General features: G+C 45.8%; 20 protein-coding genes. 11 read left to right on the top strand and 9 right to left on the bottom strand.

Features of this window, described 5'->3' with window-relative positions:
* Positions 1–25 precede the first annotated feature (25 nt).
* From cysN to cysC, 3 genes are all read left to right on the top strand, one after another.
* The gene (cysN, locus tag Q4Q50_RS08225) at positions 26–1,468 is read left to right on the top strand and encodes a sulfate adenylyltransferase subunit CysN (RefSeq protein ID WP_071940117.1); all 1,443 of its coding nucleotides are present in this window, start codon (positions 26–28) and stop codon (positions 1,466–1,468) included.
* A 3-nt stretch (positions 1,469–1,471) separates the two neighbouring features.
* Positions 1,472–3,196: an SLC13 family permease gene (locus tag Q4Q50_RS08220; RefSeq protein WP_311899011.1), complete on the top strand. Its 1,725-nt coding sequence runs from the start codon at positions 1,472–1,474 to the stop codon at positions 3,194–3,196.
* A 64-nt stretch (positions 3,197–3,260) separates the two neighbouring features.
* Entirely contained in the window at positions 3,261–3,878 is a 618-nt protein-coding gene (gene cysC, locus Q4Q50_RS08215; RefSeq protein WP_006082881.1) for an adenylyl-sulfate kinase, read from the top strand.
* A 102-nt stretch (positions 3,879–3,980) separates the two neighbouring features.
* Here the strand turns inward: cysC and Q4Q50_RS08210 are convergent, their stop codons facing one another.
* A complete protein-coding gene (locus Q4Q50_RS08210; RefSeq protein WP_041411022.1) occupies positions 3,981–4,820 on the bottom strand; it encodes a TIGR03899 family protein in 840 nt (279 codons plus the stop codon).
* Positions 4,821–5,031: 211 nt separating this feature from the next.
* Positions 5,032–6,240 (bottom strand): MFS transporter, encoded by a 1,209-nt coding sequence (locus Q4Q50_RS08205; RefSeq protein WP_311899010.1) that lies wholly within the window; start codon positions 6,238–6,240, stop codon positions 5,032–5,034.
* Between the two features lie 266 nt (positions 6,241–6,506).
* On the opposite strand from Q4Q50_RS08205, the gene Q4Q50_RS08200 reads away from it, so the two are divergent.
* The 5 genes from Q4Q50_RS08200 to Q4Q50_RS08180 all read left to right on the top strand — a co-directional run bounded on the left by Q4Q50_RS08200 (position 6,507) and on the right by Q4Q50_RS08180 (position 12,280).
* Positions 6,507–7,913, top strand: coding sequence for a porin family protein (locus tag Q4Q50_RS08200; protein WP_311899009.1), 1,407 nt, complete (start codon positions 6,507–6,509; stop codon positions 7,911–7,913).
* Between the two features lie 41 nt (positions 7,914–7,954).
* Complete coding sequence (locus Q4Q50_RS08195; RefSeq protein WP_311899008.1) at positions 7,955–9,115, top strand: imelysin family protein; 1,161 nt, start codon at positions 7,955–7,957, stop codon at positions 9,113–9,115.
* Positions 9,116–9,270: 155 nt separating this feature from the next.
* Entirely contained in the window at positions 9,271–10,896 is a 1,626-nt protein-coding gene (locus Q4Q50_RS08190; protein WP_311899007.1) for a di-heme oxidoredictase family protein, read from the top strand.
* A gap of 216 nt (positions 10,897–11,112) precedes the next feature.
* Positions 11,113–11,634, top strand: coding sequence for a menaquinone-dependent protoporphyrinogen IX dehydrogenase (hemG, locus tag Q4Q50_RS08185; protein WP_311899006.1), 522 nt, complete (start codon positions 11,113–11,115; stop codon positions 11,632–11,634).
* Positions 11,635–11,752: 118 nt separating this feature from the next.
* The gene (locus Q4Q50_RS08180; RefSeq protein ID WP_311899043.1) at positions 11,753–12,280 is read left to right on the top strand and encodes a cytochrome b/b6 domain-containing protein; all 528 of its coding nucleotides are present in this window, start codon (positions 11,753–11,755) and stop codon (positions 12,278–12,280) included.
* A gap of 145 nt (positions 12,281–12,425) precedes the next feature.
* Here the strand turns inward: Q4Q50_RS08180 and Q4Q50_RS08175 are convergent, their stop codons facing one another.
* The 3 genes from Q4Q50_RS08175 to nfsB form a co-directional block, all read right to left on the bottom strand.
* Entirely contained in the window at positions 12,426–13,181 is a 756-nt protein-coding gene (locus tag Q4Q50_RS08175) for a DsbA family protein (protein WP_311899005.1), read from the bottom strand.
* A 342-nt stretch (positions 13,182–13,523) separates the two neighbouring features.
* Positions 13,524–14,168, bottom strand: a complete 645-nt coding sequence (locus Q4Q50_RS08170; RefSeq protein WP_071940128.1) for a DNA-J related domain-containing protein — start codon at positions 14,166–14,168, stop codon at positions 13,524–13,526.
* Between the two features lie 347 nt (positions 14,169–14,515).
* The gene (gene nfsB, locus Q4Q50_RS08165) at positions 14,516–15,169 is read right to left on the bottom strand and encodes an oxygen-insensitive NAD(P)H nitroreductase (RefSeq protein WP_311899004.1); all 654 of its coding nucleotides are present in this window, start codon (positions 15,167–15,169) and stop codon (positions 14,516–14,518) included.
* 128 nt (positions 15,170–15,297) lie between these two features.
* On the opposite strand from nfsB, the gene rimJ reads away from it, so the two are divergent.
* The gene (rimJ, locus tag Q4Q50_RS08160; RefSeq protein WP_311899003.1) at positions 15,298–15,837 is read left to right on the top strand and encodes a ribosomal protein S5-alanine N-acetyltransferase; all 540 of its coding nucleotides are present in this window, start codon (positions 15,298–15,300) and stop codon (positions 15,835–15,837) included.
* Between the two features lie 175 nt (positions 15,838–16,012).
* Here the strand turns inward: rimJ and Q4Q50_RS08155 are convergent, their stop codons facing one another.
* From Q4Q50_RS08155 to Q4Q50_RS08145, 3 genes are read right to left on the bottom strand one after another with little or no spacing between them, the layout of a single operon-like run.
* Entirely contained in the window at positions 16,013–16,738 is a 726-nt protein-coding gene (locus tag Q4Q50_RS08155) for an amino acid ABC transporter ATP-binding protein (RefSeq protein WP_028761645.1), read from the bottom strand.
* A complete protein-coding gene (locus tag Q4Q50_RS08150; protein ID WP_115335381.1) occupies positions 16,731–17,411 on the bottom strand; it encodes an amino acid ABC transporter permease in 681 nt (226 codons plus the stop codon). Before Q4Q50_RS08150 ends, Q4Q50_RS08155 begins: the two co-directional genes overlap by 8 nt.
* A 7-nt stretch (positions 17,412–17,418) precedes the next feature.
* Positions 17,419–18,153, bottom strand: coding sequence for a basic amino acid ABC transporter substrate-binding protein (locus Q4Q50_RS08145; protein ID WP_311899002.1), 735 nt, complete (start codon positions 18,151–18,153; stop codon positions 17,419–17,421).
* Positions 18,154–18,585: 432 nt separating this feature from the next.
* On the opposite strand from Q4Q50_RS08145, the gene Q4Q50_RS08140 reads away from it, so the two are divergent.
* A complete protein-coding gene (locus Q4Q50_RS08140; protein ID WP_006082864.1) occupies positions 18,586–19,404 on the top strand; it encodes a hypothetical protein in 819 nt (272 codons plus the stop codon).
* Positions 19,405–19,411: 7 nt separating this feature from the next.
* Here the strand turns inward: Q4Q50_RS08140 and Q4Q50_RS08135 are convergent, their stop codons facing one another.
* Positions 19,412–20,302: a LysR family transcriptional regulator gene (locus Q4Q50_RS08135; RefSeq protein WP_012088404.1), complete on the bottom strand. Its 891-nt coding sequence runs from the start codon at positions 20,300–20,302 to the stop codon at positions 19,412–19,414.
* 122 nt (positions 20,303–20,424) lie between these two features.
* On the opposite strand from Q4Q50_RS08135, the gene Q4Q50_RS08130 reads away from it, so the two are divergent.
* Positions 20,425–20,859: a CidA/LrgA family protein gene (locus tag Q4Q50_RS08130; protein WP_006082862.1), complete on the top strand. Its 435-nt coding sequence runs from the start codon at positions 20,425–20,427 to the stop codon at positions 20,857–20,859.
* Position 20,860 lies beyond the last annotated feature (1 nt).

Raw genomic sequence — 20,860 nt, 5'->3', positions numbered from 1 at the left:
CAAGCAGATCAAGAGTGAGAATAAGATGGACAAAGCGGTCAATAAAACCAATCTCATGGCGGCAGAAATTACCCTCCATGGTGTGAAAGAATATCTAGCCCTGCAGCAACACAAAGGCTTACTGCGCTTTTTAACCTGTGGCAGTGTGGATGACGGCAAAAGTACCTTAATCGGCCGCCTGTTACACGACAGCGCCCAGATCTATGAAGATCAATTGGCGAGCCTAAAGAGCGACAGCGCTAAGATGGGCACCACAGGTGAAGCTATCGACTTAGCCTTGCTGGTGGATGGTCTGCAAGCTGAGCGCGAGCAGGGCATCACTATCGATGTGGCTTACCGTTACTTTTCAAGTGATAAGCGTAAGTTCATCATCGCCGATACGCCAGGGCATGAGCAGTACACGCGCAACATGGCAACGGGTGCATCGACCTGTGATTTGGCGGTGATCTTAGTCGATGCCCGCTACGGCGTGCAGACTCAGACTAAACGCCATGCGTTTATCGCGTCATTACTGGGGATTCGTCACTTCGTTGTTGCCGTGAACAAGATGGATTTGCTTGGGTTTGACGAGCAAGTATTCAATCGCATTCGTGCTGACTTTACCGATTTCGTTAAAGATTTCGGTAACCTCGATATCCACTTTGTGCCGTTATCGGCACTTAATGGTGACAACGTGGTTGAGCGCAGTACGCAAAGCGACTGGTATCAAGGTGGTACTCTGCTGGAACTGCTAGAAACCATTGATACTCAACGTGAACTCAGCTCATTGCCAGTGCGTTTCCCTGTGCAATATGTGTCGCGTCCTAACTTAGATTTTCGCGGTTTTGCAGGCACTTTAGCCTCTGGCATTATCAATGTCGGCGACGAGTTAGTCGCTTTGCCATCGGGCAAACGCAGCAAGGTTGAACGCATTGTGACCTTCGATGGTGACATACAAGAAGCGGTTGCTGGCCAAGCTGTGACCATCACGCTGGAAGATGAAATTGATATTTCCCGTGGCGATTTACTGGCAAGACCGGATTCAGCACCCGCCGTCGCTAACGTGATCAGCGCCGACATAGTGTGGATGGATGAAAAGCCATTGCAACTCGGCCAGTTATACGACATCAAAGTGGCCGGTAAGAAGACGCAAGCCTCTGTGACTGGCATCGATTATGTGGTTGATGTTAATACTTTAGCGCGCAGCGCGACGGATACGCTTGGGTTAAACGCGATTGCTCGCGTGACCTTAGAGCTGACCGAAGACATAGTGTTCGATGCGTATTCATTAGTGCGTGATACGGGCGGAATGATCTTAATCGATCGCCTGAGCAATGCGACGGTTGCCGCAGTGATGGTGGTGTCGGGTCAGCATGTTAACAAGCAAACAGCATCACAATTTAGTGCCTTTGAAGTTGAGTTTAATGCCTTAGTGCGTAAACACTACCCACATTGGCAAGCGATAGATATCTCTAAGCTTGGAGCTTAATTTGTGAGTGACTTGTGGCTGTTAGCGATTATTTTGTTAGGTCTTGTGGCTGGCTTAATTAGCGGCCGTATCAATCCAGCGGTATTGTTTTTATTTGCATTTTTGCTCTGTTATTTGCTTGGCATGGTTGCGCTCGATACCGCATTAACAAGCTTTACAAATATTGGCTTAGTCACACTTGTCCTGTTGGTGTTGGCCGCGACGGCGTTAGAAAAAACCTCCCTGCTGGGGAAGTTGAGTCAAGTCATAGGCAATAGTTCTTTGCCTACGACAATGGCAAAACTCGGGTTATCTACTGCCTTGCTGTCGTCCTTTACCAATAACACGGCTGTGGTGGCGTCGCTTATTGGGGTTGTGCGTCGCAATCAAGCGCACGCACCTGCTAAGTTATTATTACCGTTGAATTATGCGGCAATTTTAGGTGGCACACTGACCCTGATTGGCACCTCGACCAACCTGATTGTGAACTCCTTTGTGGAGAACGCCGGCTTGCCCGCCTTAGGGTTCTTCGAGTTCACACCGGTCGCGGTTGTGATCGTCGTCGCTGGTATGTTGTTATTGATCTTACTAGCGAACATTTTACCAGATAGACGGGAAGAGTCGGGTGAAGAGGCGCTGCCTTATTTGCTCGAAGCCCATGTGGCAAAAGGCTCGTCCTTAGTCGGTCGCAGTGTGGTCGATAACAAACTCAGGGCGCTGAAGAAGTTATATCTGGTTGAATTAGAACGCAGCGGCATTTGTATTTGCCCTGTGCCGCCCCAGTTAGTGCTGCAAGCGGACGACGTGCTGCGCTTCAGTGGCGCGGTGGAATCGGTTGAGTTATTGCATCAATTCGATGGTTTAGATTGGTTTGGTAAGCATCAAGCCAAGGGACAAAATTTAGTTGAAGCAGTGCTCGCGCCATCATCCAGTTTAGTCGGCAGTTCGTTGAAAGAATCGCTTTTTCGTGAGCAATTCGATGCGGCCGTGATGGCCATTCGCCGCGGCAATCATCCGCTGAAGGGCGGGCTTGGTGACATTATTCTTCAACCCGGCGATGTGTTGTTATTGACGCCAGGCGATGGTTTTAGTAATAGCGCAAAATTGAGTTCAGAATTTGCGGCGATCAGCGGCTTAGATTTGAATGTGCGGTTAGACAGTCGCCGTGGTCGTTGGGTATTGCTCGGCTTTGCGGTCACGATCGTTTTGAGTGTCACCGGTGTATTGCCATTGGCTAAAGGTTTAGTGCTCCTGCTGCTGAGTTATTTTGTTATTGGCGCTGTTACTTTAGCTGAGCTTAAACGCCGTTTTCCATTGGAACTAGTGGTGATAGTGGGGAGTGCGTTAGGGCTAGCCAACTTGATGATGAGCACTGGCCTTGCGGACAGTTTAGCCCAAGGATTACTCTCGGTTATTAATGGTTATGGGGTGTTTGGCGCCTTTATTGGTGTGTATTTAATGACTTTATTGTTGACTGAACTGGTCACCAATAATGCCGCCGCGGCGCTAGCTTTCCCTATCGCTTACGCGATTGCGCTTAATTACGGTGTCGATGCCAGACCCTTTATTATGGCCGTGGTCTTTGGTGCCAGCGCGAGTTTTATTTCGCCCTACGGCTATCAAACTAATTTGATGGTATTTAATGCGGGTAATTATCGCTTCAGTGACTTCGTCCGCCTAGGATTGCCGTTATCTGTGCTGTATTCCCTGATAGTGATATTTATGGTGCCGATCATCTTTCCATTTTAGTGATTAGCTTGAGTTTATTGCCCTTGTGTTAGCCGTTTGACAGCATAAGGATTGAGGAGTTTTTATGACAAATATCGTGTGGCATCAACATCCTGTAGATCAAGCTGCCAGAGCCGAGCAGAAAGGCCAAAATCCCGTATTACTCTGGTTTACAGGGCTATCTGGTGCGGGCAAGTCGACATTGGCGGGTGCATTAGAGCGGGCGTTATTTGAGGCGGGATTCCACACTTATTTGCTCGATGGCGACAATGTGCGTCATGGCCTGTGTAAAGACTTAGGGTTTACGGTTGAAGACCGTGACGAAAACTTGCGCCGTGTCGGCGAAGTGGCTAAATTGATGGTGGATGCGGGGCTTGTGGTGTTATCGGCCTTTATCTCCCCGACCCGTGAGGAGCGCGATAGCATTCGTGCCCGTTTCCCTGCCAGTCAGTTCATTGAAGTGCACGTGTCGACGCCATTAAGTGTGTGCGAGCAGCGTGATCCTAAGGGGTTATATGTGAAAGCACGCAGTGGTGAAATCAGTAATTTCACTGGTATTTCATCACCCTATGAAGCGCCATTAGCGGCCGAATTAACCATAGATACCAGCAAAGGCGATTTAGCGACTCAAGTGCGCGCCTTAATCGATTATCTAACGGCAATCAATGTTATCAATGCCGATAAGGCTAAAGCGCTAGCTTAACATTTAGCCCTTATCTTACTTAAAAGGAGCCTTTAGGCTCCTTTATTATTTCTGGGTTTGGCTGGTTATGTTGTTGATTTATATTTTATTTTTATGGGGGTGTTATTCTATTTTAAAATCCTTAGCGAACAAGAGTTGCAGTGCCTTGAGGTATTCTTGATCCGGTTTAGGTTGCACGAGTTGGGCGAGTTCATCACCAATCGGTGTTAAGCGATAATAACTAAAAAGCAGATTACCGCTCTTGGGCGTAAGCTTCATTTGTATGCCTTGCAGGGCAAATTGAATGGGGGTTTTATTGTTGAGTAAACCAGTTTCGAACTCGCTGCTGTGCAGTATTCCCGCATCGACTAAGGTCAGAATGCTCGAGTAGGGTAGGCCAAACTGGGATAAACCTAAATTGACTGAGGTTGTTTTACGGAAATATTGGCCAATCCCACCCGACAAGCGGTAGCCACTGATGAGTTTTAGACGCTGTTCGCTATTGACCTTAGCAGCCATGCCAAGGGCCTTTTCAAGAATTTGTGCTTCCCTGTGGGTCAATTGCTTAAGTAGCGCTAAGGTGCGCAGACTGAAGTTACCGGGATTGACTATCTCGCTCGATAATATTCGTGCCCACAAGTCTTGCATTCTACGGTTATGGATTTGCTCCGCCATTAAAAAGAATTGATGGCTCCAGTCGGGATCGAGATCGACTCCAGTCACATCCGACGGCGTATAGCTGAGGGCTAAGGCAAAAATGGTTTCCACATTAGCTTGATACTGGCTCGATAACTTGCGGGATCTATGTTGGGCGCGTTCGGCGATGGAAGCATTCGCGGGGCGATATTCTTGCTCACTGGCTAAACCTAGTTGACGGCCGAGCAGCAGGGCTTTTTTGCGAGCAGATGCCTCGGATGTTGACTCGCCATCTTCTGCCAACAGTAAAATATCTGAATCCTTCATCGCGTTAATCCTTGAGCCTACATTGGGGTTAGGTGAGGGCATAGCCCCCACCTTTATCTGTCTAACTTGTTTGTCTAGTTTGAGCATTTAACTTGAACATCTTGTTTGAATAGCTCGCTTGTGTGCCTAGCTTAGATGGCGATCACTTAAGCGTTCAGTTCTGGACTCAACATTGAGCTAAGCTGATTCCTTGGCTCGTTATTATGCCGCTTTATTCGACCGCTTTAGCGATGGATTTAGCTTTTTTGCTTGTCCAAGACCATAAGGTTTCATTACCCGCTTCAGGGTGGCGCGGTACATTGAGCGCCAGAATTAACGAACATACGGCAAAGCCTGCGCCTATGTAAAATACCAAGGCGGGATCGGTTAACCATAATAAGCCCAAAAGCACAGGAATAATCACAGCGGCAATGTGATTAATAGTAAAACTGACCGACATAGTGGCGGCAATATCTTTGCTGTCGGCGATTTTTTGAAAATAGGTTTTCATCGCGATAGCCATAGCAAACAGTAAATGGTCGATCACATACAGCGCTGCCGCCATGTGTGCTTGCTCGACTAAGGCGTAACTGATGAAGACTATGATGAGTCCGACGTATTCCACTGTCAGCGCATTACGCTCACCAATTCGGCCAATAAACCGCCCAATCGCAGGCGCAAACAGCAGATTGACGACATAGTTTATTAAGAACAGCGCGGTAATTTCACTCACGCTATAACCAAACTTTTCGACCATCATAAAGCCCGCAAACACCATAAAAATTTGCCGTCTCGCACCCGAGAAAAAGGTCAGCAGGTAATAGAGCCAATAGCGCTTACGCAGGATGATTTTTTTATGTTGGACTTCCGTGGTCTCAAATTTTGGATAATACCAAGCCATAGTTAGCACCATGACTAGACCTAACGCACCAATAATCAGATACATGTGTTGATAGTCTAGTTTCAACCAGGTCATCACCAGCCAAATACTGGCGTAGCCCACTAAGGCCGCGGCCGAGCGCCACGCCAGTGCTTTCCCCATAAAACCCGCAGTATCTTTTTTATCGACCCACTGCAGCGTCAGTGATTGGTTGATGGTTTCAAAATAGTGAAATCCAACAGACATCAATACCGTCGTCAGATACAGGCCTATGACTTGAGGAAAGAAACCTGTCACTGCTACGCCAATGCATAACAAGGCCAGAGAAAGCAGGGCGAAGGCTTGTTCTCGAATGAGTAAAAGCACAAAAATGGCGGTAAAAGCCAAAAAACCCGGGATCTCGCGCAGGCTTTGTAACATGCCGATTTCAGCACCAGTGAACTGAGCTTTTTCAATCACGAAGTTATTGAGCAGTGCCTGCCAAACGGCAAACACGAGCGACATTACAAAGGTCATCCATAGCAAGAGTGCTTTAGGATCTTTGGTTTGAATGGATTTCATGGATATGGACTCAGGCGATAAGTGTGCAAATGCTAATGCTTTTTTGGCTAATAGGCTAGATCACTTAACGCTTAAAGAGTGTGTGGTTTATGAATCAATATAGCGATTTCTTTGAATAAAAATACGGCCGTCAGATCCGCTATACAATCAGATACTAATGTAATTTGTTTGTAAATTTAATTGTAAATTCTAATGCAAATCATTCTCAATTGATCTATTTTGTTCGCGCATTTACGGGGAAGCTGTTACACAGCGCGGAGAAAGAAATGAGAGCAGAGTTAAAGTTGAGTTCACTGGCCATCTTGGTCACTGCGTTCATAGGTGGGGTTAATTGCACTGCACAGGCAGCGACGGACCCTGCGATTTTAGAGCAGGCTATCGCAAGGCAAGAGGCTCAATTACAAGAATTAAAGCAGCAGTTATCAGAATTAGCTGCGCAACAGAAACAGCAGCAAGTTCAGCAGGCAGACTATCAAACTAAGACCAATACCGCGGTAGATAGTGTTGAAACCGCCGCCGATAAACTTAGCAAGTTTTCATTTCAATCCTACGGTACCGCCGTTTATACCAGTGATGAGTACTTTGATAACGTCCAAGACACCACACCAGAGCGCCGTAATCGTTTCGATTTAGAGCGCGTTGTCACTGAGTTCGGCTATCAATTTACCGATGCTTGGAGCATGGAAGTCGAAATAGAGTATGAACATGGCGGCACAGGCGTCGCCTTAGAATACGATGGTTTTGATGAGTTCGGTGAATTTGAAACTGAAGTCGAAGCTGGCGGTGAGGTGATGATTGAAAAGGCCGAGCTGCGTTATCGTCCGTCTAAAGCCTTTGGTATTAAATTTGGTAATATCCATGTTCCTATTGGCTTGACCAGTATGCTGCACAAACCAAATCAATATCTTACCGTGATGCGTCATCGAAGCGAAGCCGCCATGATCCCCGCCGTTTGGAATGAAAACGGTATCGGTATATATGGTGAAATGGCTGATTTCCACTATCAGGCCCAAATTATCAGTGGTCTCAATTCAGAATATTTTAGAACCTATGATTGGGCAGCGTCGGGTCATCAAAAACGATTCGAGCATGTTAATGGTGACGATTTAGCATTTGCAGGACGTTTAGATTACGGCAACTTTAAGAAAGGTTCCGCCGTTGGTGTCGCTTACTACTATGGTAATACCAGTGGTAATCGTCACAAGAGTAATAAAATCAATGTGGATGGCACAGTTAGCATAGTGTCCGTCGCAGCAGCTTATGTTGAAGGTCCTTGGATCTTACGCGGTCAGTATCTCTACGGTACCTTGAGCGACAGCGATGCCATTACTCAAGCAAATAAGACAACGCCAGGCTTAAGGCCTGGTAACTTCGCACAGTTAGGATCGCAGTCACAGGCTTTCTTTGTTGAAGCTGGCATCGATTTGAATCATTTCACCTCTCTTCCGTTAACCGTATTTGCCAACATAGATTATTCCAATCCTTTGATGGAAGTCGAAACAGGCACGGCGACTAAGCGTTTTGAAAATACTTGGACCAGTGTCGGCATTAACTATTTCCCTATCCCACAGATAGTGATTAAAGCGGAAGCAGGCTTACAACAAGTGGCTGTCGCGAGCATTCCAGATACTAATTTCTTCGCCCTTGGCGTGGGTTATCAATTTTCGCTCTAGTCACATTCATTTTTGATGGAACAAATAGGACATTAAGCACTATGACATTACGTAAAACGGCAATAGCCATCGCCCTTATGAGTACCTTAGCTGCCTGTGGTGGTTCTGGATCGGATGATTCAACGCCCACAACACCAACTACACCGGATAATCGCTTTAGTTACGCCGCCACTGAGATGATCATTAACTTGACCGATGACGTTATCGTGGCTGGTTATGCGGACTTAGCCGCGAAAGCGGAAGCACTTTTACTGGCGACTCAGAAGCTAACTAACTCAACAGCACAAGCGGATTTAGACGCAGCTCAAGCTGCGTGGAAAGCGGCACGTTTACCTTGGGAACAAGGTGAATCACATATTTTTGGCCCAGTTGACTCACTTAGCATCGATCCACATCTTGATAGCTGGCCACTCAATACGACCGATCTACAAACACAGCTAAATACTAACTCAGGTTTTGATGCTGAGACGATTAAGGGCTGGAACGATGATGTACAAGGTTTTCATACCATTGAATTTTTATTATTCGGCGATGGTGTGAATGGTAATACTAAACCTATCAGTCAGTTAACAGCAAAAGAACGTGAGTATCTCATTGCACTGGCCGAAGTGTTCCGTGATTACACTAAGCAGCTCGACGATGCTTGGCAGATAAACCACAATCCGCAAGATACTGCCGCTAAATCCTATGCTGAGTTGCTGAAGCATCCCGGTGTAGCAGGCAATACTATTTACTCATCGCAATTGGCTGTAGTTGAAGAGTTGATCAATGGCATGATCGCGATTGTCGATGAGGTCGGTAACGGTAAGATTGCTGATCCCTTTGGTGATTCCCTTGCCACCGCTGATACTTCAAAGGTGGAGTCGCAATATTCTTGGAACTCATTAGATGACTTTGCCAATAACATCATTGGTGTACGAAATGTATATCAAGGAGAGTTTACTGGTAACAGTGATCGTCAGGGCATCATTAACTTCGTGGCCGCTGCCGATGCGAACTTAGCGACACGTGTTAGCAGTGAAATCGATGATGCCATTATCAAGATCCGCGCTATTGCTGGCAGCAATCAACAGCCTTTCCGCCAAGCGATTAAAGATGATGCGGGAAGAGCTCGAATTCAAGTGGCTGTGGATGCCTTGACTAAGCTGAAAACCACACTTGAGTCTGATGTCATACCATTACTTTCTCGTTGGAAATCTTAATTTCATATTCAGAGCAATGCTAAGGCGATAGAGGTTCTTGGCATTGTCATGAAATGACGCTAAACGACGGAACCCGTTTGGTGAGTTATGTCTTAAGCAGCAAGGATGCAATTGCATAGTTGCTGCTTTGTCATTTTATTTGTGTGAGATTTTTGATGAATAACAGACACGTTTTATTACCTGCATTTTTCATTGGCTGTTTACAGCTGAGCGCCTGTGGTGGCAGTGGCGATGCACAATATGTTGATACACCCATACCTGAACCCATTGTTTATCCTGAATATACGGATATCACTGCCAGCGGCGGCGCAACGACAACCTTTGATGCAGGCAATTCAGGACATGGTTTCTCTACACCATCGGTAAATCTAACAGCGACTGAACTTGCGCTGCACATGGCGGGCGATAAGTTTTTTGAGACTTCTTTTACCACGGCGCCAAACGCTGAACACCCTGAGTTAGATGGTTTAGGCCCCGTATTTAATAACGCTAACTGCAATGCATGCCATCAACGTGATGGACGCAACTCGACTCCACAAGTCAGTGCAGGTCAGGCACGAGTCAAACTGGGATCAGATGCGGGCATCTTTTTGCGGATAAGTAAGGCTGCCAATGACGTCTGTATTAAAGGCGATGTGAGTAATGATTATTGTGCACCCATTCCAGTGCCTGATTTCGGCGGACAACTGTTTCATCGAGGCGTACTGCAAGCACGTGGTGATTGGCAACAGAATCAGTTTATTGGGCAAGCGGATGTTTACTTATCTTATGAGACAAAATCAGTGACTTACCCAGACGGTACTGAAGTCTTATTGAAGAAGCCGCTATTTGAAGTGGAAAACCCCTATGATGCGCCAGGAGAAACTAAGCAAAGCCCCAATTTGACCTCAAATCTTTTGCAAGACGATGTGTTAATGGGATGGCGTAATGGAATGCCAGTATTTGGCTTAGGTTTGCTCGAAGCGATTGCGCAGGAGGATATTTTGCAACATGTCGATGAAAATGATGCAAATCATGATGGGATTTCTGCAAGGGCAAACTATGTTTTTGATGCTGTGAAGGCACAAGCGGGTGATCAGGAACCTGTGTCTTTAGGCCGTTTTGGTTGGAAGGCGAATACCCCAAGTGTGCGTGTACAATCCCTAGGTGCACTGCGTGGCGATATTGGCATAACTAATCCTCTATTCCCCGATGAAAGTATCAAAGGTACGTCGCTACACGATGCTTATCTCACTCGAACTGGTTTTATTGATACAGGGGCAGATGAAAATGGTGCGCCTGAAGTCGGAGCTGAGTTCAGTGATGCTGTTGTTTTTTATGCTGAAACCTTGGCAGTTCCTGCAAGGCGGAATGTCGCTCAACCGAATGTAAGAGAGGGGGCGAGATTATTCACTCAACTTAATTGTACCGCTTGTCATGTGCCCTCTTATACCACTAAAACGAGTGGCGACATTGGTGGACGAGCCATGAGTGATAGCTTAAAAGGACAGAAGATATATCCCTTCACTGATTTATTATTACACGATATGGGCGAAGGGCTCGCCGATGGCCGACCAGACTTTTTAGCCTCGGGAAGCGAATGGCGTACAAGGCCACTATGGGGTATAGGTTTAACTCAGACGGTTAATCCTCAAGCCGGTTTCTTACATGATGGACGAGCCGCAACTCTAGAAGAAGCGATATTGTGGCATGGTGGTGAAGCTGAAAAGAGTCAAATTGCCTTTATGAATTTATCTAAAAATGAACGTGAGCAAGTCATTGCATTTTTAATGTCTTTGTAAAGCGTGACAGGATGATTTGTCGATTCATCCTGTTTACTGTATTTCAGTATGGGCAAACCTCAGGGTTTGCCTTTTTTTGTGAGCTTGCTAAAACTACCGCATATACCTGAGTGGTTTGGGGCTAAGCCCGTGATCTATTTCATGTAAATTGCAGGGTAAATCACCTAATATGAAATATCTTAATGGTTATTTTACTTGGGATTAATCGAGGCTAAATTGAAAAGAATTCTCATCATTTATTCTAGTGTTCACGGCCAGACCCAAAAAATTGCAACTAAGCTCGCGCAGCAGTTAACGGCCTTGGACAATGAGGTGGTTACCGCCGATATCAAGGCCGCTCCCGCGCTCAATGAGTTCGATAAAATCATCATTGGCGCCAGTATTCGCCATGGTAAACATAATCCTAGCTTGTACGAATTTATTGAAAAACATCAAGCTGTGTTGACGGATAAGGTCAGCGGTTTTTTCTCCGTTAGTTTAGTCGCGCGTAAACTTGAGAAAAACACCCCAGAAACCAATCCTTATATGCAGGCATTCTTAAGTAAAATCACTTGGCGGCCACAGTTATTACGCGTTTTTGGGGGTAACCTGAATTACCAAGGTTATAACGCCTTAGATAGAAATATCATCCGTTTCATCATGTGGTTAACGAAAGGACCAACGGATCCTGTTACGAATGTGGAATACACGGATTGGCAGAAAGTGGATGATTTTGGTGAGCAGATCCATCGCGCCTAATTCTGGCATTAAATCGCGGCGCCGCGTTTTGCCCTAGTTCACTTTATTCGCGTTCATTAAGCCGTCACGAATGCATTCATCGCAAAGGGCAAAGGAAGCATTAAGTAGGATGAAAAATATAATGAGTAAACTCAGCTCCTTGTTCCGAGTCATGATGGCGTATCTGCATGTGTGGATTGTGATATCGAGCAGTTTACTCGTGTGTGCCAGCCCGTGGATTTTTATGGGCCGACGGATACCCGATAACGCCGGTTTTTGGGACTATTTGCATGTGTATTTAGGGTTAGCGTGCGCAGTGCTGGGGATATTGTTCTTGCTCAGCAATACCTTGCAGGGCAAATGGCACCAATACTTTGGTTGGCTAGTTGGCGACTGGGCACAGTTAAAACAGGATATGGTTGGACTCACAAAAGGCAAATTCCCCGTCGCAGGCGGCAAAGGGTTATTTAGTGCCATCGAAGGTATAGGCATGCTACTGCTGGTGGCGACAGGGATTACGGGTGTCGTTTGGTTGTTATTTCAAAGCACACCCACAGCGCTGGCGTGGCGCGGTTATCATCAAATTTTTGCGCAGGCTTTTATCGGTTTCTTGATCGTACATTTAGTCTTGGCAGCGAGCCATATTCTCGATTTTATTCGCCAATAATAGGTTCAGAACTAATGTTAAGTACTTGTATTGAAAGCTTGTATCGAATGCGAATAAAAATGGCCTCCCAATTTGGAGGCCATTTTTTATGCTGGCGCGTATCTTGGATTAACGCTTGTACCTTAAACGAACCTTTGTGTCTGGTTTAGCTAAGACGTTGCTGACGCGTCACACCTATCGCGGCGGCAAAGACTAGAAATAACCAGCCTAGGCTGCCACCCGATGAGGTTTTAGCGGTTGCGGCATCTTTCTCAACGGCAAGATAGTTAATTAACCCAATTAGCTCATCTAAGGTTTTGATGCTGTTTAAGTTTACGGCGTATTTATCGTTCACGATAAAGGCGGGGACGCTGTCGATTTTGAATTCATTTTGCTGAGTGCGCCACAGGGCCAGCTTTTCATCGGTGCTTTTGCTATCGGCTAATTCGTCGTATTTAGCGGCATCGACACCAAATTGGGCGAAGACTTTTTTGATGTCATCACGGCTATTAATTTGCGGCTCATGTTGATGGCCTGGTGCACTGTGATCGTGACCGTTTGCGCCCTCAGCACCTTGGATTGCGGTAAACATGGCATGGGTTAAGGCGTCTTTATTATCAAGGCTTTGGATCACGGCCAAAGAGCGCATCACTTCGGTACCAATATCGCTATTCATAAAGTCGACATGCTTATTGTCGAAACTTATCTGTTTGTTGAGGTTTGCCTTGATATCTGGCAAATAGTTGGTTTCCATATTGAAGCAATTATGGCAATAAAATGAATAGAATTCAGTGAGTTTAGGTTCGCTGCTAGGCGCTTTGGCCGAGATTTGAGTGTAATGTGTGCCTTCAACAAAATTGGCGGCAAAGCTGCTCAAGGGCGCAATTGCTAAGGTTACAGCCAAGGCTAATTGTTTAATCATAGTTTCCTCAAATTCGGTGGGATTGAATTCACTGTGTCAGTCGTTGTTATTGTCGACATTCAACGGCCAGCATAAGCGATAGAGTGAGCTTCAACCTAGGAGTTAAGCTAGCCAAAATGCCAGCGTTGACGCATAAGTTCAGGTTAAATGGAAAGGCTTAATTATGACTGAATTGGCCCGTCGCGACTGGGGTAAATCTGTGATCCCAATGGAAGTTTCGTCTTAGATTTACTTTAGCGTCGCAATAGTGCAGACAGGATCACACCGCTAAAGCGATAGGTGTCGATAGGTAACGATTCGATAGGTGTTGATTAATGGCAAGTACTATCGCTGGTGAAATGCTTAGGCAATGTCCCTTAGTGACTGCCACGCCTCGCACACTTCGCGAAAACGCGCCGCATCACCTTCGGGTCTGTCTGGGTGCCACTTGAGCGCTAAACGGCGCCATTGCTTGCGGATATCACGGGCGGTAGCACTCTCGTCTAATTCGAAAACCCGCAGTGCATTACCCTTATTCATCAGATTGATATTTAAGCCAATATAGCTCTTATAATTGCTCCAGAAGGCCTCAAGCAATTCACGCACTACGTTTTCGCTGGTATCGTAGTTATTCCAATCGAGATAATACTCACGCAGGGACGTATCTTGCATAATCAGCAGGTTAACGTTCGATGGGACTAAGCGGAAGATTTGGATTTCCATGGCTTTGACTTGCAGCCATTGCTTTGGCAGTAATATTTCTTGCAGTTCAAACAAGGCGTTCATCAGCAGGAAGTTACGTTTGAATAAATCGTTACCCGGATTTTCATCAAGCTGGTGGATTAGCCCTTGAGTTTGTAATTCTGTGGCTAAATGATGAATTTTCCAACTTTGGTTCGAGGCTTGTAAAACCGTGAGTAATGGCCAAATCAGTGGGTTATCGCCCTTAGTGTTTGCAACTCGAATCGATTGAGGTTCTTCAGTGAGCGAGGGTTTGGCAAATAACATACTGACTGTCCCATCCTAAATTGTGAGTGTGACCAATGCGCCGATAAAACCGCTGGGCTGCAAAAAAGATGACTCGAAACTACGATAAACGATGATCCACTAAGCTATGCCGTTCTGGACTGTGCAGCAAATCATGCCATAGAGGCAAAGTGTAGGCAAAGATGAATTTTAGAGCAATACCGTGGTGGTTTACTCCTACTTTAGATGGTTTCTTGTGCAAATAAGTCGTTAATAGCAGACAGGTTTTAGGATGTTGTTGCTGAAGCGGGTTACTGCGCTAAAAAATATGCCCTTGTTTATATCACATCAAATCAAGGGCATGCTGATTGTTCACTTAAGAGGTAGAACTAGATTTCGGTGAAAATCACCTCTTGTTCTAGGCGAGATTTAGGCAATTTAGCGTTGAAATCATCTTCTGCGTGATAACCCAAGGCGACAACCACGCAGGCGCATAGACCTTGTTCTCTTAAGCCTAAGACTTGATTCATTTTAGTGGCATCAAAACCTTCAATCGGACAAGTATCGATATCTAACACGCTTGCGCCGAGCATTAAGGTGCCGAGCGCTAAATAGACCTGTTTCTCCATCCAATGTTGGGCATCTTTCATCTCAAATTTATGCATGTTGGCGAAGAAAGAGCGGCCATTATGTTGTGCTTGTTTTGCTTCCTCATTAGCTAAGCGGCCATCTTTTTCCTCTTGTTCAAGGATTTGCAGCAAATACGCTTCATCTAATTGAGTGCGAGTGCAGAGCACCACCACATGGGAAGCATTGAGGATTTTTTGGGTATTAAACGCATAATTCTCGGTTGCTTGGGCGATTAACGCTTTACCTTCGGCCGTGCTTGCTAGTACAAAATGCCAAGGCTGTGAGTTTACTGACGAGGGGCTGAATTGCAGTAGGGTTTTGATGTCTGCAATTTTTTCCGCTGGAATCGTCTTTGTTGGATCAAAGGCTTTAGTGGTGTAACGTTTTTTGGCGAAGAAACTTAAATCATTCATGTAACAGCTCCAAATCATCAGGAATACAAATTCAATGGCAGCATTTTAAGCAGGTTCAAGTAAAAAACAATGTGATCAAGACAGGTATTAGTTTCAAAAAATTTTTGAAACTGGATTTAGGATAAGTGATGAAAATGATTGAAACACAAAGAAGCTTAATTGAAGTGCTAGATAGGGATTTTGCGCATTTGTTGTTGAACTACTATCAAGATAATCAACAACATTTAGCGCCTTGGGAACCTATTCGTGGAAGTCATTATTTAACACTTGAATATTGGCAAGAGTCGTTAACTGCGTCGGAGCAAGCTTTTAGCAATGGTAGTGAATTTAAGTTTGTCGCACTGACAAAAAACAGGCAGGAAGTCATAGGCATCTGTAATTTTACAGGCGTTACCCGCGGAGCTTTTCAAGCCTGTTTCCTTGGCTATTCTATTTCACAAAGATTTGAGGGGCAGGGGTTGATGACTGAGATCTTATCTGCAGGAATAGATTACATGTTCAAGGAAGTTGGGCTTCATCGGATCATGGCAAATTATATGCCTGAAAATAAGCGCAGTGCTGCGGTTTTGGCGCAACTAGGATTTGAAAAGGAAGGTTTTGCCCGAGATTACTTGATGATTGCAGGGCTATGGCGGGATCATGTGCTGACAGCAAAAATTAATGGATGAGCTCTCGTATTAAGCTCTGATTTGGCTTTAGGTATTTGAGGGAGATCTAGGAGACTTAGTTGGAATCCTTCGCTCACTGCACGTACTGATCAAGGTAACGGCAGTGAGCGTGATTGTTTTAACTGAATTAAATTCAACTCACTAAATTCAACTGAATCAAATCAGCCAGTCTAGGTTAGCGCAGTACCTTACTTAAAAACGCTTGGGTACGGGCTTCTTTGGGGTGGCTAAATAGTTCATCGGGTGGGCTCGATTCGACCACATAACCGCCGTCCATAAAGATCACGCGATCGGATACATCCCGTGCGAAACCCATTTCGTGGGTGACAATCACCATGGTCATGCCCTTTAGCGCTAAGTCTTTCATCACGTCTAATACATCCCCGACCATTTCGGGATCGAGTGCCGATGTTGGCTCATCGAACAGCATCAAGTCTGGTTCCATCGCTAATGCGCGGGCAATGGCGACCCTTTGCTTTTGGCCGCCCGATAAACTGGCGGGGTAGGCATTGGCTTTGTCACTTAAACCAACCTGTGCCAGTAGGTCGAGGGCTTTGGTCTCGGCTTGAGCTGGCGTCATCAGTTTTAGACTAATGGGCGCTAAGGTGATGTTTTGGATGACGGTTTTATGGGGGAACAGGTTAAAGTTTTGAAACACCATGCCCACTTTTTGCCGCAGTTTATCTACGCAGGCGTTTGGCGCTGTGATCAATTGACCTTCAATCTCGATATCGCCTTGGCTTGGCTGCTCTAACAGATTGATACAGCGCAAAAAGGTACTCTTGCCACTGCCGCTTGGACCGATCACGCTCACCACTTCGCCCTGACGAATATGCTCGCTAATGCCCTTGAGCACTTGGTTATCGCCGAAGTTTTTATGCAGGTTGGTTATTTTAATCACTTTGTTTCAACCTCTTTTCAAATTTCGACAGCACAAATGTGAAGCTGTAGGTCAGGAATAGGTAGATGAGTGCGCAGGTAAATAACGGCACACTGTCCTCGAAGGTGCGGCTACGGATGATTTCACCGGCGCGCATAAGGTCGACACCACCGATAAAGCCAATAACGGCGGTTTCCTTGAGGAGCACGATAAATTCATTACCAAGTGCGGGCAGAATATTCTTGACTGCTTGGGGCAAAATAATCGATTTCATGGTCATTGCTTGGGACAAGCCAAGTGAACGGGCCGCTTCGGTTTGACCTTTATCGACGGCTTGAATGCCCGCGCGGATAATCTCAGAGATATACGCGCCGCTATTGAGACCAAAGGCGATGATGGCGGCGGTGATTTTATCGACATCTAAGGCTGAAAGCACGATGAAGTAAAGGATCACTAATTGCACAACCACTGGCGTGCCACGGATAACACCGACATAAAGATTGGCGGGGAAGCGGATATACCACTTAGACGACATCTTCATAAAGGTGGTGCCAATGCCTAACACTGCGCCTAATAACATGGCGAAGAAAGTGACGATTAACGTCACCTTCAAACCATTTAATATCAGCAGTATACCTATCATGCCGTCTTCGCCAATTGGGCTGAACAGCGAGCTGTTAATTGCGTCTATCATGCTGATATCACTTTATATGGGCAGAAACGAGCGTCTGATATTGGCCGTCGGCTTTCATCTTAGCCAGTGTTTTATTGATGCTAGCCAGCAGTTCAGGCTGCTCTTTTGACACGGCGAAGCCATAAAACTCAGCAGGAAAATCCAGTTTGATCATCTTTAATTCAGGATTTTTAGCCAGATAGTTAGCGGCAGGTTCGCTGTCGAATAACACTAAATCTACCTTTGAATTTTTAAGCTCCATAATGGCTTCGAAACCCGTATTAAAGGCGGTGATATTTTGGGTGTATTTTTTCGACATGATGTCAGCGGTTGTGCCTAACTGCACCGCAAAGTGTTTGCCTTTAATATCTTCAAGCGTATGAATGCTATCGTTATCTTTGTTAACCAGTACCACTTGGGTCGCTTCGTAGTAAGGCTCTGAGAAGTTTACGTTGGCCTGACGTTCAGCGGTAATCGTCATGCCTGAGGCGATAAAATCAATCTTGCCTGAGTTAAGCGCGACGATCAGTGAATCGAATTTCATGTTTTCGACTTTCAGCGTCTTGCCAGCATCTTTAGCGATTTGCTTGGCCAGATCGATATCAAAGCCTTTGATTTCATCACCACTTTGGCCGCCAACATATTCAAAAGGAGGGAAGGCGGCATTGGTGCCAACGACTAACACGTCATCGCTTTTTCCGCATCCAGCTAACAACAAGGTGGCAGTTAAGGTCAGGCCGCCTAATAACATGGATTTTTTCATTTAAGACTCTCTTATCGATTTCACTATCAGTGTGGCGACTATAGGCAGATGAGCATGTTGTGTCAATAATTATGCTTTTAATTTGATTAAAAATTCATTTTATTTTTATGGTTTTCAGTCGCAAGAATGAGGGCCGCTGCTTTCCCGTACAAATTTGTGTATAAGTTGTTTTTTCTGGGTTGAATTCTTGTGCCTTGGTCTATATCTATTGTTACTGTTAGGTTTTTGGCTATCTGTACTTCTGTGGTGTTTATTAGCGGCTTCTCAATGAGAGTGTCATAATTTGAACTATCGTCTATTATTCTTCGATTAAATTGGCTAGTTTAGCCGCTCTTTAACGGCAACCTTAGTTGGTGTTATTCCTATTTTATGCAGTTTAACCCTCTGGTTGATTTGATTATCAAACTAGAAACGATGTTTCAGGAGTCAAAAGTGAACTATCTCAACTCAGCATTAGTGTGTTTAGCCCTGTGCTTATCGAGTGCACTGCAGGCCGAAGAGCAAACTCAGTGGCATTACAGCTTAGGCAGCCATGATTTTGTGGTCGAGGATTCTCACACCTTAGGGGTGAATGCGAGTCTATTGTTAGAACATAAAACCCAAAGCGATATTTTGCTGACGGCGGCGCTGGATGCTTATATAGACGTAGATGTCGATAAACTCGACCCTGACCATATCCCTGTGTGGTTTAAGTCCACCTATGCTGCGAGTGGTGAGTTGTATCTTATTAATCCAGAGTTTTCATTGGGTTGGCAGTTCGATTTACAGGGCAAACGTAATACCGTTAGCTCGGTCGAGAAGCAAGCTAAGGTATTTCCTGGGCTGACGGCTAACTTTGACGGACAACAATTACAGGCCCAGTTGAAGGCGGGGGCGGGTTATTACTATCTCGAAATCGATGACGATGTGCCTAGAACCCGAGGTTACGACCGTGGCGATTTTGGCAATGGTACGTTTGCTTATACTTTTATGGGAAGTGTCGGGGCGGATGTGACGCCTAAGCTACATATGCAGGTTGCCGCGCAGACATGGCAGGACGAGGGCAAATGGTTAGAGAATCAATATCGCTTTGAGCTGAGTTACCAAACCGATTTTTGGCGTCCTAACAGCATGCTCGTGCTGAGCGCCGAGCACACGCAATACAATTTAGATCACTATGCCAAAGTCGATGTTAACTCGGCTGAGTATTTGCCTATTCTGCCATGGGATAGCGATACGCTAGTGCGTTTGAGCTTAGTGATCCCTTGGTAACATAGTGTCACTTATGAGTTAAGTGCTTCTCGACTAAAGCGATCATGGCTTGAGCTGCAAAGGACAATACTTGGTCTTTGCGCCAAAAGAGCGATAACTCCCAGCGCAGCTCGTCACTCGCCAGCGGGATATTCACGACGCCGGGTACACTGTAGCGCCGCGCGATGGAGCGCGGCAATACCATCACCCCAGTGCCCGCCGCGACTAAGGCAATCCCGAAATCGGCTTGGCTGACGCGGGTAATGTTTTTCGGGACAAATCCGGCGTGTCGGCAGGCATTGAGCACTAATTGATAGAGGGTGTATTCGGTTTCGAACATCACTTGAGGATCGGCGCTGAGATCCCTAAACGACAATATCTGTCGGGTGGATAACGGATTTTCCTTGGGAAGCACCACTACCATAGGATCGTTAAACACCCGAATACCATCATAGCCATCATCAAAATCGATAATCCCTGTGGCTAGTTCAATCTCACCCTTTTGGATCGCCGAAGTTTGTTCTACACCGCCACGGACGAGCAAGTGCATGTCAATTTGCGGATATTGCTGGCGATACTTAGCAATAATGGGAGCAAAAATCTCGGCGCTGCCCAGCGGCGCTAATCCCAGATTGAGTTCGCCCGCAGTTAAGCTGCGCTGCGCCGTGAGTTCGGCGAGCATGCGTTGTCGCCCTGCGAGCAGGTCTTTACCGTGTCGATAAACGACTTCGCCTGCGGGAGTGAGTTTGACTTGGGTGCCGCGTTTACCGCGCTCAAGCAGGGTGAGATCGAGTTCTTGTTCTAACTGGCGCACGGCTTTTGATAACGCAGGTTGGGTGAGATGGACTTTTTCGCTGGCTTTACCAAAGCCTCCGGCATCGACGATTTCGATAAAATAGCGAATAACTTTGAGGTCCATTGGGCTTCACCTTTAAATGCATTCTTAAAATTCATGTATTACATTCTTAATATTCATTTTTTTTATCAAATAAGCAAGCCTAGAATAGCCCCATAGAAAACTTTGTTCTAACCGAGAAAATCATGTCATTCCCACAAGCCGCAATACGTCAGTGTCGACATTGGGCTTTGTTATTAACCCAAATCGGCCTCTTCTGTTTACTGTCCTTCGCTTGTCACTGGTTCGCCACTTGGGCACATTCTCCTATTCCTGGGAGTGTGATTGGCTTAGGCATACTCTTATTTTTATTAGGTTTTAAACTCATTCCCGAAAATGCCGTGCAACTGGGTGCCGCTTGGTTGATTGGTGAATTATTGCTGTTTTTTATCCCGCCTGTGATTTCGGTCATTAAGTACGAAGGTTTGTTTGAGCAATACGGCACCAATATATTGTTCACTTTAGTGATGGGCAGTGTGTGCGTGATGTTTGGTACTGGCTTTGTGGTCGACAGAGTGTTTCGTTTTGAGCGCCAACTGAACATCAAAAAGCAGGCCCGTCGCCACGCTAAGGCAGCTTAGT

This window comes from Shewanella scandinavica (assembly GCF_031932065.1).
Classification (GTDB): domain Bacteria; phylum Pseudomonadota; class Gammaproteobacteria; order Enterobacterales; family Shewanellaceae; genus Shewanella; species Shewanella baltica.
This window is presented reverse-complemented; position numbering and strand designations above follow the sequence as displayed.

What these genes read in the sequence shown, in the direction of transcription:
- Q4Q50_RS08190 (WP_311899007.1), top strand. Translation starts at nt 9,271, where the DNA reads ATGAATAACAGACACGTTTTATTACCTGCATTTTTCATTGGCTGTTTA.
- nfsB (WP_311899004.1), bottom strand. Translation starts at nt 15,169, where the DNA reads ATGAATGATTTAAGTTTCTTCGCCAAAAAACGTTACACCACTAAAGCC.
- Q4Q50_RS08170 (WP_071940128.1), bottom strand. Translation starts at nt 14,168, where the DNA reads ATGTTATTTGCCAAACCCTCGCTCACTGAAGAACCTCAATCGATTCGA.
- Q4Q50_RS08150 (WP_115335381.1), bottom strand. Translation starts at nt 17,411, where the DNA reads ATGATAGACGCAATTAACAGCTCGCTGTTCAGCCCAATTGGCGAAGAC.
- rimJ (WP_311899003.1), top strand. Translation starts at nt 15,298, where the DNA reads ATGAAAATGATTGAAACACAAAGAAGCTTAATTGAAGTGCTAGATAGG.
- cysC (WP_006082881.1), top strand. Translation starts at nt 3,261, where the DNA reads ATGACAAATATCGTGTGGCATCAACATCCTGTAGATCAAGCTGCCAGA.
- cysN (WP_071940117.1), top strand. Translation starts at nt 26, where the DNA reads ATGGACAAAGCGGTCAATAAAACCAATCTCATGGCGGCAGAAATTACC.
- Q4Q50_RS08200 (WP_311899009.1), top strand. Translation starts at nt 6,507, where the DNA reads ATGAGAGCAGAGTTAAAGTTGAGTTCACTGGCCATCTTGGTCACTGCG.
- Q4Q50_RS08210 (WP_041411022.1), bottom strand. Translation starts at nt 4,820, where the DNA reads ATGAAGGATTCAGATATTTTACTGTTGGCAGAAGATGGCGAGTCAACA.
- Q4Q50_RS08135 (WP_012088404.1), bottom strand. Translation starts at nt 20,302, where the DNA reads ATGGACCTCAAAGTTATTCGCTATTTTATCGAAATCGTCGATGCCGGA.
- Q4Q50_RS08130 (WP_006082862.1), top strand. Translation starts at nt 20,425, where the DNA reads ATGTCATTCCCACAAGCCGCAATACGTCAGTGTCGACATTGGGCTTTG.
- Q4Q50_RS08175 (WP_311899005.1), bottom strand. Translation starts at nt 13,181, where the DNA reads ATGATTAAACAATTAGCCTTGGCTGTAACCTTAGCAATTGCGCCCTTG.
- Q4Q50_RS08205 (WP_311899010.1), bottom strand. Translation starts at nt 6,240, where the DNA reads ATGAAATCCATTCAAACCAAAGATCCTAAAGCACTCTTGCTATGGATG.
- Q4Q50_RS08195 (WP_311899008.1), top strand. Translation starts at nt 7,955, where the DNA reads ATGACATTACGTAAAACGGCAATAGCCATCGCCCTTATGAGTACCTTA.
- Q4Q50_RS08145 (WP_311899002.1), bottom strand. Translation starts at nt 18,153, where the DNA reads ATGAAAAAATCCATGTTATTAGGCGGCCTGACCTTAACTGCCACCTTG.